Here is a 13,360-nt window from a genome sequence, read left to right as displayed (position 1 = left end):
ATTTAATGATCTTAAAATCCTATAATCTTAAAAATCTTAATCATGGATAATAGAGTAAAACAAGCGCTAAGCGCTTCCATTAATAAATATGCCGAGGTTTCTGCAGTTAATGTCGAAAGTTTTGAAACAGAATTACTGGCTGCTTTTGAGCTTGATGTTAACTTTTTAGATAAGGCAGAAGCTTTTGATGCGGTTTTCGACTCCCATCCTAAATTTGAAGAATTACGCGAAGTATTTTTCGATTTATTGATGGTGAATTTTTTCAGTAGCGATGTGCAAAAACTGGAAGATGATTATCTGGAGAGCGATGAGTGGGCGAATATTGAGGAGGAAACCATCGATAGGGGAACCGAACTTTTAAATCTTTTACTATACATTAAAGAGTGCAAGGATGAAGATTTGGATCCTGAATTGGGCGATTTCCTAAAAGAATTTTTGTTGGTAGAAGACGATGAGTTTCAGGATGAGTTTGAAATTTACGAAGAACTGATCAGCAACCAGCAACTGGCAGAAAGCAGTGTAGAAGAAATTTGTAAAACGGCTGCAAAATTAAATATCAGCGAAGAAATGCAGGAATTGTTTGTGCCTTTTATGGTTTTCTTCCTGGATGTTGAAGGTAGTAAAGAAACCGAAAAAGAATTAATTCAGTTTAGCCGTAACAAAGCTTTCGATGCTGCATCTTATACATTAATCACAACAATCAATAACTAAAAAATAACAAAATGGACAAGAGTGCTCTTATTTCTAAACTCGCTTTGAAAAATGGATTAATGCTAGCTGCGGTTTCAATCGTTTTATCTTTGACGCTGCATTTTATTGATCCTGTATTAATTTACACCAGTTTTATGGCGCAAATATTAATATTTGTTTTATTTATCGTTTTATTGGTAGTGGTAGGAATTAACATTCGTAAAGAAATTGGTGGTTTTTGGACATTTGGAGAAGCTTTCAAAGCTTTTTTAATTGTCTCACTAATACTGGCATTAACGGCTACACTTTACAACGTAGTATTGATGAAATTTATTGATCCAGATCTTCCGGCCAAGGCTGCAGATGCTATTGAAACTGCGCAAAGGGCGATGATGGAGAAATTTGGAATGGCCAGCGAACAAATCGACGAAGCTATTGCTAAAGCGGGTAATATGCAGGAAAAACTGGAGCCGACTTTCAAAAATATATTTACCAGTTTTGGTGTTTCACTTGCACTGTATGGTGTACTTTCACTCATACTGGCTGCTATTTTAAAAAGAAAAGAGCCAGTTACATTTAATTCCTTTCCAAAAGAAGACTAATTTCTTCTATAAAATTTTGAACGTGCAGGTTTTATCATTTGATGAAGTCTGCACTTTTTAGTTTAAATCCCCACTTGTGATGCATCAGCTATATATTATTTCGGGTTGTAATGGAGCCGGTAAAACAACGGCATCATTTACTGTTCTGCCTGAAATCCTGAATTGCAGAGAATTTGTAAATGCCGATGAGATCGCCCGCGGCATTTCTCCGTTTAAGCCCGAAAGTGTCGCCATTCAGGCTGGAAAGATTATGTTGAACCGGATTGATGAACTGTTATTGCAAAAAGCAAATTTTGCTATTGAAACTACACTTACTACTAAATCTTACTTGAATACCATTAAAAGAGCAAAGGCTTTAGGTTATCAGGTAACGCTTTTATTCTTTTGGTTAAATGAGGTAGAGCTTGCTATCGAAAGGGTTAAAATGAGGGTATCTGAAGGTGGACACGATATCCCTGAAGATGTAATCAGAAGAAGGTATTATAAAGGAATACAAAATTTACAGCAGTTTATCAAAACTGTTGATTTTTGGTTTGTGCTAAATAATTCAAAAAAATCACTTCAGTTTATAGCAGAGGGTAATAAATCTGAAATGACTATCTTTGAAAAAGAAAATTGGAAAAAATTAAGTTAAATATCATGGATGATAAGCAGATTACGCTTCAATTATTACATAGAAAAATAAGTGAGGGTATGGAACTAACTTTTAAAAAACTTGTCGCATACAAAACAAAAAACGATGGTGTTTTAGTTTTTTCCGATCAGGGGAAAATTGTAAAAGTAAAAGCTAAGGACATTAAATTATAATTAAATCAAAAATTTCGAACGTGCAGGTTTTATCATTTAATTTGATGAAATTTGCACGTTTTAATTTAAAAAACCTCGCAGGTTTCCAAACGGCGTAGCCCTCAATGAGACTGTTGAAAACAACATACAAAACGAATTAAACCTGCGAGGTTTATGCTTAAAAAATGGATATATCAGTTGTAGTACCCTTATTTAATGAAGATGAATCACTGCCAGAGTTAACGGCCTGGATTGATAAAGTGATGACTGAAAATAATTTCAGCTATGAGATTATTTTGGTTGATGATGGTAGCACCGATCGTTCATGGGCAGTAATTGAAGATTTAAGACATCAAAACCCTGCCATAAAGGGCATTAAATTTAGGCGTAACTATGGTAAATCTGCCGCTTTAAACGTTGGTTTCGAAGCTACGCAAGGCGATGTGGTAATTACGATGGATGCCGACCTACAGGATAGCCCGGACGAAATTCCGGAGTTGTACCGCCGTATTAAAGAGGAGAAACTGGACCTGATTTCAGGCTGGAAAAAGAAACGTTATGATCCCATTACGAAAACCATACCGACTAAACTCTTTAATGCTGCTACCCGCAAAATGAGCGGTATAGAACTGAACGACTTTAACTGTGGCCTAAAAGCTTACCGTAGCGATGTGATTAAAACCATCGAAGTTTATGGTGAAATGCACCGTTATATCCCGGTAATTGCCAAATGGGCCGGATTTGGTAAAATTGCCGAGCAGGTGGTAGAACACCGTGCACGTAAATATGGTACCACTAAATTTGGTTTCAGCAGGTTTATCAATGGCTTTTTAGACTTACTTTCCATCTTTTTTGTGGGTAAATTCGGCAAGCGACCGATGCACTTTTTTGGGTCGTTGGGAGTGTTGAGCTTTCTTATTGGTACTTTTATGGCGCTATGGATGATCGGCGAAAAGCTCTATCATCTTGCTGCGCATATTCCTTACAAAAGAGAAATTACCGACCAACCTTTATTTTATATTGCATTGGTTGCTATTATAGTTGGCTCGCAAATGTTCTTAACAGGTTTTGTAGCCGAGCTGGTAACCCGCAATGCACCAGAAAGAAACCAATATTTGATAGAAAAGAGGGTATAAGGCAAAAGGTCTAAGGCGTAAGGTTTTTTATACGCCCTAAAACTTAAACCCTCAACCTTCTACCTTTTACCTCTGTAAACATGTTTTTCTCCATCATTATCCCCCTTTACAACCGTCCGCAGGAAATCGACGAACTTTTATACACTTTAACCAGGCAGACATATTTACAGTTTGAGGTTTTGGTGATTGAAGATGGTTCTAAAAACGATGCCAGGGAGATCGTGGCTTCTTACGCAGATCGACTGGATGTTAAATATTATTTCAAGGAAAATGCCGGACAAGGTTTTGCCCGTAATTTTGGTTTTGAGCGGGCCAAAGGCGATTACTTTGTTATTTTTGATTCCGACATTCTCGTTCCGGCCAATTACCTGGAGATTGTTAAAAATTACCTCTATGAACATCATTTAGATGCTTATGGTGGCCCTGATGCGGCGCATGATAGTTTTACGCCTGTGCAAAAGGCAATCAGTTATGCCATGACCTCACCTTTCACTACCGGTGGCATCCGAGGAAACAAACAGCACGTAGGACAGTTTCATCCCCGTAGTTTTAATATGGGTGTTTCCCGTCAGGCCTGGGAAAAGGTTGGTGGTTTTATTTTAACCCGTTTGGGAGAAGATATCGAATACAGTATCCGCATTCATGAGAACGGTTTTAAAATCGGTTTGATTCCCGATGCCAAGGTTTATCATAAGCGCCGTACCAGCTTTAGTCAGTTTTATAAACAATTACACTTTTTCGGCAGGGCCAGGATCAATATCTATAAACATTTTCCAAAAGAGTTAAAACTCGTTCATTTTTTTCCTGCCTTATTTACTTTAGGTTTTGGTTTCACTATTTTATGTAACTTTATCTATCCGCCATTGGCATATGTTTGTAACTTCTTCTTATTGATTTACTTTATGTTGATATTTTTCCATTCATGGTCTGTAAATAAATCGTTAAAAGTTGCATTTTTGAGCATTATATCCTCATTTATCCAATTAACTGCTTATGGTTTAGGATTTATACAGGATTTATTTAAACGTGTGGTATTCAAATAACAATGATCAATTATTTAAAAGAAAGTACTTTTGCCGTTAACGATGTGATACAAAAGGCATGGGGCATCACCAGAAAACACTATTTTTCTATCGCTACATTATGTTTTTTGATGTTTATCACCGCCAGTGCATCAAGCTTAATGGCCTTTTTTATCAAGGATGTAAGCAAAGCTTTAAGTGTGATCATGGTCATTATATTCGTTCTGCTTTATTTTACCATTAATCTTTCGCTTTTTAAATATATCTTCCATTTAATGGACGATGAAGAAAATGATGTGAAAATTGTAGATACGCTTCCAACCAGACAACAGATTATCAGGTTCCTGGTAGCTACACTTTATTTTGTAGGCTGTATTCTTGGTGTTTATTTGATCGTAATTTTGGTTGCTTTTCCATTTATCTACACCGGAATTAATTTATCAATAGTTAAAAATGTGGCCATCTCGGTAGGGATTATTGCCATTTTTATCACCTGGTTAAGGATTTCATTTTTTCCATTTTTCATTATCGATAAAGGTGCAACGCCATTTGATTCTATCAAATTGAGTTTAGCAACTACCAGGGGTAACTTCACTAAAATATTACTGCTATTGGTTGTTCTTGGCGGCGGATATTTAATTTACCTATTGTTAAATTACCTGCAATGGCCTTTAATTGCCTTTATTGTTAATATTTTAAGTTCTTTTATTATCGTTCCGCTATCGAGTGTGGCTTTAACCGTTGCATACCGCAAAATTTCAAACGAGTATAAAGGCGATCATCATCCTGATATTTTACATAATATTGTTTAACCCCGGCCCCTGCAGGGGAGTTGAGAAGTCAGATTAAAATTTATGGAAAACGAAAATAACGGTAGCAGGGAAAAGTCCCCTTCAGGCGGTTGGGGACTTAAAGCAGCGTTAAGTAAACCCTTTGCGGCATTTGCAGTCTGGCAGATCAACAAATGGAAGTATAATGCCGTTGATGCTCAAAATAAAATATTAAAACGACTCGTTAAAGAGGCTGAAAATACTGCATTTGGGAAAGATCATCATTTTGTTGATATCAAAACTTATACTGATTTTAAAAAAAACGTGCCTATTCAGGATTATGAAGGATTAAAGCCTTATGTAGACCGGGTTGTAGCCGGAGAGGCCGACGTACTTTGGAAAGGTAAACCACTTTATTTCGCTAAAACATCAGGCACAACCTCTGGCGTCAAATATATTCCGCTTTCAAAAGAATCGATGCCCGAACACATAAAAGCGGCAAGGAATGCCATTTTAACTTATATCAATGAAACAGGAAAGGCAGATTTTGTAAACGGAAAAATGATTTTCCTGCAAGGAAGTCCGGTTTTAAGCATGAAAAACGGAATCAATGTAGGACGTTTATCGGGTATTGTGGCTCACCACGTGCCTGCTTATCTTCAAAAGAACCGATTACCCTCTTATGAAACCAATATCATAGAAGATTGGGAACAAAAAGTAGATGCCATTGTGGAGGAAACCATCAATGAAAACATGACCTTGATTTCTGGTATTCCGCCTTGGGTACAGATGTATTTCGATAAACTTTCAGAAAAATCCGGAGGAAAGAAAATTGCAGAAATATTCAGGAATTTTAGTCTATTTATTTACGGTGGTGTAAATTTTGAACCCTATCGGGCGAAAATTGAGCAAAGCATCGGTAGAAAAGTTGATGCAATCGAAACCTATCCCGCATCTGAGGGATTCATCGCTTATCAGGATTCGCAAAAAGACAAAGGTTTATTATTATTGGCGGATGCAGGTATTTTTTATGAATTTGTACCTGCAGATGAATATTACAACGATCAGGCAACAAGGTTATCGCTTGGTGAGGTAGAACTGGATATCAACTATGCTTTGATATTGAATACCAATGCTGGGTTATGGGGCTACAGTATTGGTGATACCATTAAATTTGTTTCAAAAAATCCCTACAAAATTGTGGTAACGGGGCGGATAAAACATTTTATTTCTGCTTTTGGCGAACATGTAATTGGAGAAGAGGTAGAACAGGCCATTTTGAGTGTTGCCAATGATGAACAGGTAGAAATCACAGAATTTACTGTAGCGCCACAGGTTAATCCGGAAGAAGGCCAACTGCCTTACCATGAATGGTTTGTGGAGTTTTCATCTCCGCCGAGAGATCTGGCTGCTTTTAGTAAAAAGGTTGATGAGGCTTTGCAAAAGAAAAATATTTATTACTTTGACCTGATTGAAGGCAATATCTTACAGCCGTTGATTATACGGACTTTGCAAAAAGATGCCTTTGTAAGTTATATGAAAAGTGAGGGGAAATTAGGCGGACAAAATAAAGTGCCACGTTTGAGTAACGATAGGAAGTTGGCAGAGGAGCTGAAGCGGTATATTATTTAAAGAATCCGTCATTGCGAGGAGGAACGACGAAGCCTGCCGGCAACAGGCTGGCAATCTTTTTTGTAATAATAGCTTACAATAGAGTGTCATTTCGAATGCAATGCAACGCAATATAGAACCCGAAGGCTCAGCGAAGCTAAATCTGTTTAAAAAGATTTAGGTATCTGTTCATGTTTTGATGAAACGAAACGCGAGAATGGTTCGTGAAGACACGAACCATGGCTATTAAGTGGGTTGGTTAAAGATTCTTCACTGCGTTCAGAATGACAGAAATAGGCGTTTGATAAAATGAATAAATACCGCCTCGGTTCGTGTCCTCACGAAACGAAACTATAATGGTTCGTGAGGACACAAACCATGGCGGGAATAAAATAAAGCTTAATTGATTTAAGCAGGTATTAAATAAGTTGAAAAGAATAACTAATCGCCTCGGTTCGTGTCCTCACGAAACGAAACTAAATGGTCCGCGAAAGATAGGAACCATGGCGACTATAACAATATTAAAACGATTTGAAAAGAATAACCATATTAGGTTCTACAGGGAGCATCGGTACACAAGCACTTGAAGTTGTCAGGGACCATCCTGAAGTTTTTAAAGTGGCGGTGTTATCCGCACTGAAGAATTCGGTATTACTCATTCAACAAGCGAAGGAATTTAAACCGGAAATTGTTGTGATCTGTGATGAAAGCAAATACAGTGAGGTTAACGATGCCCTGTTCGGCCTTGATATAAAAGTTATGGCAGGCGAAACCGCTTTATCAGAAGTTGCGGCCTACACAGATAGCGATGTGGTTCTTACGGCGTTAATGGGTTCAGTAGGACTAAAACCTACTATTTCAGCTATAGAAGCAGGAAAAAATATTGCTTTAGCCAATAAAGAAACTTTGGTGGTTGCAGGCGAGCTGATTACGCAACTGGCAAACGAACATCAGGTAAAAATTTTACCGGTTGATTCTGAGCATTCTGCCATATTCCAATGTTTGGTGGGCGAGAAGCAAAATGAAATTGAGAAAATTTATTTAACTGCATCCGGAGGACCATTCTTAGGTAAAACAAGAAATTTTCTTTCTACCGTAAAAAAAGAGCAGGCCTTAAAACATCCCAATTGGGTAATGGGCGCAAAAATTACGATCGATTCGGCATCGTTAATGAATAAAGGTTTGGAGGTAATCGAGGCAAAATGGTTGTTTAACCTCGATGTAGATCAGATTGATGTGATTGTTCACCCTCAATCAATCATTCACTCCATTGTTCAGTTTACCGATGGTTCCATGAAAGCCCAGATGGGCGTTCCTGACATGAAATTGCCTATCCAGTACGCATTAAATTATCCCGATAGGCTAAAAAACAATTTTAAGCGTTTTAACTTCCTGGATTATCCGAGTTTCAGTTTTGAAAAAGCGGATCTGGAGACATTCAGGAATCTGGACCTGGCATTTGCTTCCTTGAGAAAGGGAGGAAATATGCCCTGTATTTTAAACGCGGCTAACGAAATTGTGGTAGCGGCGTTTTTGGAAGATAGAATTGGTTTCCTGCAGATGAGTGAGGTGATTGAACGGTGTATGGACGAAATCGGTTTTATTGAAAAACCACAATTGAATGATTTTTTAGAAACTGACAAACATAGCCGTATCTTAGCCGGCAGATTAGTAACAAAAAGTAAAGTTTAACATCTAACATAAAATTTTATAAGCGAATATGAACGGATTGATTATGGCGGGGCAACTGCTGCTCGGATTGTCTTTATTGGTAATATTACACGAATTAGGACATTTTTTGGCAGCCAGGGCATTTGGTATTAAAGTAGAAAAGTTTTATTTATTTTTTGATGCATGGGGGTTCAAACTTTTCAGTTTCAAAAAAGGCGATGTTGAATATGGGGTGGGGTGGCTGCCACTTGGCGGTTATGTGAAAATTGCAGGGATGATTGATGAAAGTATGGATACCGAGCAAATGGCACAGCCTGCACAACCCTGGGAATTCCGGTCTAAACCAGCCTGGCAACGTTTAATCGTCATGCTAGGTGGGATTATAGTAAACGTAATTGTAGGTATTTTCATCTTCTGGATGTTAACCTTTAACATCGGGCAAAATTATACCGTTAACAGTAAACTCAATGATGGTATTTCTGTAGGTACAATTGGTAAGGAAATTGGTTTGAAAAATGGAGACAAGATTTTGGCCATCAATGGCAACAAGTTGATCCGTTTTGAAGATGCGATATCAAGCAAAGTATTATTTGATGGCGCACAATTAACTGTTTTACGAGAAAATAAAACGCTTTATATCTCTGTACCCGATACCATTCTAAACAAAATATCGAAAAATGACAAGGAGAATTTTATCTCTCCACGATACATTATGGAGCGTGTGGAAAAGGTAAGTGCACCTGATGAGAAAGCTGATAAACCATCGTTTTTTGATAATCTATTTGGTAAAAAGTTTGAGAAACCGGTATATCCGGCTTATTCGGCTGGTATTAAACCAGGCGATAGTATTTTATCGGTTAATGGAAAACAGATTACTTTTTTCGATCAGTTTAAAGAAGAGGTCTCTGCAAATAAATCAAAACCCATTACCGTTAAGGCCTTGCGCAAGGGGAAAGAGATCACATTCGATCTTAAAGTAAGTAAAGAGGGTACGATCGGAATTATTCCTAACCTTAAAATGCCCGAAACTGCACATGTAGACTTTGGCTTTATAGAGTCGCTTCCTGTAGGCGCCAATATGGCCTGGAGTACTTTTGTAGATAATGCTAAAGGTATTGGAAAAATGATTACCGGTAAATTGAGCGCGCGTAACATCAGCAGTCCGATTGGTATCGCAAAAGTATATGGAAGCACTTTTGATTGGGTTAAATTCTGGACATTGACGGGATTGATCTCAATGGCTTTGGCATTTATGAATTTATTGCCTATCCCAGGTTTAGATGGTGGCCATGTTGTATTTCTTTTAATCGAAATGATACAACGCAAACCCGTAAGCGAAAAAGTACTGGAAAGGGCACAGATTGTAGGTTTTGTTATTCTAATCTGTTTAATGGTGTTTGCTTTTGGTAATGATATTTTAAAATCTTTCGGTAAGTAAAACCAAATCTATATTATTGCCGCAGATGCGCAGATTCAATCAGTTGATCTGTTTATCTGCGGCTTTTTAATTCATATACATCATGAGCATTGCAGCATCAGCTACTAATTATTTCGATTTTTACGAGTTACCGGTTCAATTTTATCCAGATCAAAATGCGGTAAAGGCAAAGTTTTATGCTTTAAGCAAACAGTTTCACCCAGATTTTTATGCTAATGAAAGCGAAGAGAAGCAGCAGGAAGTACTGGATTTATCTACATTGAATAACAAGGCTTATCAAACATTAAGCAATGCTAAAAAGCGCTTAAAATACATACTCGAATTGAAAGGAATTGTAGAAGCCGATGAAGCTTACCAACTGCCGCAATCTTTCTTAATGGAGATGATGGATATTAATGAGGCCCTAATGGATTTGGAATTTGAGCCAGATGCAGAAAAACGCATGAAGGTAAAACTTGATGTTGAGGCGATAGAAAAAGATTTAACCAACGAATTACATGAGCTGACGAAGCAGTTCGACAACAATCCCATCGAATCAGCAGCACTGTTGCTTCTTATCAAAGATAATTTTTACAGGCAAAAATACATCGATAGGATGAGAGAGAAATTGGTTTAATCATAACTATAGCTAAAGAGAAGATTAGTTTGAAGTCAGGGGTCAGAAGTCTGAAGATATGTTGGCATTAAATGAATAACCTGCTCTGTTTTCTTTGTGCTTCCGCTCAATGCGCTCCGCAGTTAATGAAAGTTAAGGTTTGGTATAATGAAGTTGTTTAAACCTTAAGCCCTAAAGCTTACACCCTCTACCATTTAAAACACTCTAATGTAAAATCATTTTTTAGTTTTTGTGAGGCAAAAGCTTTGTTTTACTTTCGGAGAAAACAATCAGATCAATGAACAGCTCCCTTTCTATTTTTCGTAAAGTGGCCGTAGCAGAAGGAATATCGTACCTGCTTTTATTATTTGTTGCCATGCCTTTAAAATACTTTGCCAACCTTCCTTTGTATGTAAAATATACAGGATGGGCCCATGGCTTATTATTTGTGTTGTATGCGGCTACATTAGTTTTAGCTTGGCAAGAGCAGAAATGGAAGTTCGGTAAAACTGTTTTGATTTTTTTAGCATCACTTTTGCCATTTATGCCTTTCGTGGTTGATCGAAAATTAAAAGACGAAAGGCCAAAATAATTGTTGTTCAGTCAATTAAAAATAAATTGAAAATAATTTTGTGATTTAGGCTTTCGTTATCTACATTTGCAACCCCGTCCAACACGAATGCCCAGCTGGCGGAATTGGTAGACGCGCTGGTCTCAAACACCTGTGGGAAACCGTGCCGGTTCGACTCCGGCGCTGGGTACACAAGCCAAATGGCGCCAATTGAAGACAATTGGTGCCATTTATTTTTTATATACTTGATAATCAGTAATATATCAATATTATAAAGTTTTAACTATTTAGTATATCTTTTCTACTTCATAGGCTATTTGTAGAATGATCGAATCGTACAAAACAATTGTATATCAATAACTTAATATGAAAAACTCTTTATTTAAAGGAAAAACGGATCGAGATTCTGCCAAGGTGACCACACCGGAATCGAACCATATATATCTTATTGATTTTAAGAAAATTAAATCTTATTTTCACTAGAAATCTGGTAAAATCAAATTTTCAATATCACATTAACTAATACTCTCATTCAATTCCGTAAAATTGAAATCACGCCTTAGAAAAATAAGTTCTTTTATAAAATCATTAATTTTCTGATTATACGCTTGATCGTTTTGTTTAAACTCGGATATACCCAGAATAAACTTAATTTGATCAGATAATAATTCTTCAATTTGATTCGAAACGAGTATTACCTTTTCCGGAAAAAATAGTCTGATAATCTTTTGTTTCGTAATGATATCAGCAGATTCATAGAGATCCGCTAAATTATTAATTATCAAATCACAATGTTTATCGGTTTGTTTTTTAGATATAAGCTTTATAGCTTCAGTTTGTAATTGTTCTGTATAGTTTTCTAAAGATGTTCTACAATTATTTTTAATCAGATTATAATCATCATAATCAATTTCTCCTCTGGTAAAAAGTTGCTGAGCATTTAAGTTTCTATTGACAACTTTTTCCACTGCTCTCGCAATTTCACTTTTCTTGTAATTATAAGTTTCTTGTTCATTAGTGTTTATATCATTTGATATTTTACGAACTGATTCTCGGAAAACATCATCGACATTAAGATTTTTGAGAAACTTCAAAAAATTAATATTAAGAAGAGCTGCGCTTAATCTATATGGGCATCCTTTTGTACAGTGATAGTAGTAATATTTTTTCCTTCTGCCTTTAGAACCGCTGCCCGTAAGTGTTTTCCCGCAGTTAGGGCACTCAAATATACCCCTTAATACAAGATTTTCATTTATAGATTTTCTAATGATGGAATTTAGGTGCTTTGGCTTTTTTAATTTCAGTTGTACTTGCTCAAACAATAGTAAAGAAATCACACCATCATGATTACCTTTAATCGTTTTAGTTTCCGCATCATCTTTATTTGGGATTCTGATTCTTCCGCAATAGACGGGGTTTCGCAACATTTCATAAAAAGTAGTGAGACTACACTTTAGTCCTTTCGATACTGCTTGTTTATATACATCAGATAAAGGTAAATTCTTTTCTTGAACTATAATTTTAAACACGTCCCTAATAATGATGGCCTCGGGCCCATGTGGTGCAATATATTTATGACCATCAGCTGTAACTTTATTTCTGTATCCAATAGGGGCTTTACCTATATATCGACCTTCCAACCTTGCTTTTTGCATCCCCAAGCTTACATTGCGGCTTCTCTTGTCATTTTCAACTTCAGACGTTGCAAGGTATATAGCAAGCATAATTTTACTTTCCGGTATGGAAAAATCAATAGGTTGCTCAATAGCCTGAATCGAAACATTCTTTATTTTAAGCTGTTCCAGCATACTGTAGGCATCTGTAATATTTCGGCTAAACCGATCCCAATAAGTAAATAATATGAGCGAAGGTTGATTCTTTACGAACTTAAGTTTTGTGATTAATCTCTTCCATTCAGGCCGATTAAAGGTTTTTGCAGAGTAATCTTCGAAAATAACTTCGGTAATAATTATGTTGTTATACTCACAGTAATTTTTTATTCGTTCTAGCTGGCTTCGCTGTGAATATCCTTTGATGGCCTGTTCATCTGTACTGACTTTTATGTAGGCATATACAGGCTGCATAATTTAATGGTTTTTAAGAATTAATATCAATATTTCATATTAATGGAACGGGAAAACCATGCAATTTATTTGAAAAGTAGGTGCTGATGATTTTAAAATCAGTCATCAATTATAGAAGATAATTCATATAAAAATATATTACGTGACCTTACTGTTTTCCGTAAACCTACATCATCTTATATCAGTAATTTTGAACGAATACAATGAGAAGCATAAAGATATTTTTCATTGACACATAAATTGTTTTTCAAATATATTGCTGATTTTAAATTAATTATTAAATTGCATCAACTAATAACGCCTCATCATGAAAAGACCAAATAGACTATTCTCCTTTTCTTCCATTGCAAGTTTTAATGAAGGTGTCACTTGATTTGACCTGAT

General features: G+C 36.5%; 13 protein-coding genes and 1 tRNA gene. 13 read left to right on the top strand and 1 reads right to left on the bottom strand.

Going from position 1 to position 13,360, the window contains the following annotated elements; translation table 11 throughout:
- Window positions 1–42: 42 nt before the first annotated feature.
- From PGN18_RS15105 to PGN18_RS15045, 13 genes are all read left to right on the top strand, one after another.
- Entirely contained in the window at window positions 43–711 is a 669-nt protein-coding gene (locus PGN18_RS15105; RefSeq protein WP_335320401.1) for a hypothetical protein, read from the top strand.
- 11 nt (window positions 712–722) lie between these two features.
- Window positions 723–1,292: a DUF4199 domain-containing protein gene (locus tag PGN18_RS15100; protein WP_335320399.1), complete on the top strand. Its 570-nt coding sequence runs from the start codon at window positions 723–725 to the stop codon at window positions 1,290–1,292.
- A gap of 79 nt (window positions 1,293–1,371) precedes the next feature.
- The gene (locus PGN18_RS15095; protein ID WP_335320398.1) at window positions 1,372–1,926 is read left to right on the top strand and encodes a zeta toxin family protein; all 555 of its coding nucleotides are present in this window, start codon (window positions 1,372–1,374) and stop codon (window positions 1,924–1,926) included.
- 5 nt (window positions 1,927–1,931) lie between these two features.
- Entirely contained in the window at window positions 1,932–2,099 is a 168-nt protein-coding gene (locus PGN18_RS15090; protein WP_335320397.1) for a hypothetical protein, read from the top strand.
- Window positions 2,100–2,263: 164 nt separating this feature from the next.
- The gene (locus PGN18_RS15085; protein WP_335320396.1) at window positions 2,264–3,214 is read left to right on the top strand and encodes a glycosyltransferase family 2 protein; all 951 of its coding nucleotides are present in this window, start codon (window positions 2,264–2,266) and stop codon (window positions 3,212–3,214) included.
- A gap of 80 nt (window positions 3,215–3,294) precedes the next feature.
- Window positions 3,295–4,257, top strand: a complete 963-nt coding sequence (locus PGN18_RS15080) for a glycosyltransferase (protein ID WP_335320395.1) — start codon at window positions 3,295–3,297, stop codon at window positions 4,255–4,257.
- Between the two features lie 2 nt (window positions 4,258–4,259).
- Window positions 4,260–5,048, top strand: a complete 789-nt coding sequence (locus PGN18_RS15075; protein WP_335320394.1) for a hypothetical protein — start codon at window positions 4,260–4,262, stop codon at window positions 5,046–5,048.
- Window positions 5,049–5,090: 42 nt separating this feature from the next.
- Window positions 5,091–6,638, top strand: coding sequence for a GH3 auxin-responsive promoter family protein (locus tag PGN18_RS15070; protein ID WP_335320393.1), 1,548 nt, complete (start codon window positions 5,091–5,093; stop codon window positions 6,636–6,638).
- Window positions 6,639–7,148: 510 nt separating this feature from the next.
- On the top strand, window positions 7,149–8,309 hold the full coding sequence (locus tag PGN18_RS15065) for a 1-deoxy-D-xylulose-5-phosphate reductoisomerase (protein ID WP_335320391.1): 1,161 nt from the start codon (window positions 7,149–7,151) through the stop codon (window positions 8,307–8,309).
- 28 nt (window positions 8,310–8,337) lie between these two features.
- Window positions 8,338–9,726: an RIP metalloprotease RseP gene (rseP, locus tag PGN18_RS15060; RefSeq protein WP_335320390.1), complete on the top strand. Its 1,389-nt coding sequence runs from the start codon at window positions 8,338–8,340 to the stop codon at window positions 9,724–9,726.
- 82 nt (window positions 9,727–9,808) lie between these two features.
- Complete coding sequence (hscB, locus tag PGN18_RS15055) at window positions 9,809–10,342, top strand: Fe-S protein assembly co-chaperone HscB (RefSeq protein WP_335320389.1); 534 nt, start codon at window positions 9,809–9,811, stop codon at window positions 10,340–10,342.
- A 277-nt stretch (window positions 10,343–10,619) separates the two neighbouring features.
- Window positions 10,620–10,913: a DUF3817 domain-containing protein gene (locus PGN18_RS15050; RefSeq protein ID WP_335320388.1), complete on the top strand. Its 294-nt coding sequence runs from the start codon at window positions 10,620–10,622 to the stop codon at window positions 10,911–10,913.
- An 89-nt stretch (window positions 10,914–11,002) separates the two neighbouring features.
- Window positions 11,003–11,082 (top strand) — tRNA-Leu (locus PGN18_RS15045).
- A 325-nt stretch (window positions 11,083–11,407) separates the two neighbouring features.
- On the opposite strand, the gene PGN18_RS15040 is transcribed toward PGN18_RS15045, so the two are convergent.
- On the bottom strand, window positions 11,408–12,976 hold the full coding sequence (locus PGN18_RS15040; protein ID WP_335320387.1) for a recombinase family protein: 1,569 nt from the start codon (window positions 12,974–12,976) through the stop codon (window positions 11,408–11,410).
- Between the last annotated feature and the right edge of the window lie 384 nt (window positions 12,977–13,360).

Source organism: Pedobacter terrae (genome assembly GCF_036946585.1).
Lineage (GTDB): Bacteria > Bacteroidota > Bacteroidia > Sphingobacteriales > Sphingobacteriaceae > Pedobacter > Pedobacter terrae_C.
The sequence above is the reverse complement of the archived record's forward strand: the minus strand, read 5'-3'. Positions and strand labels throughout refer to the sequence as shown.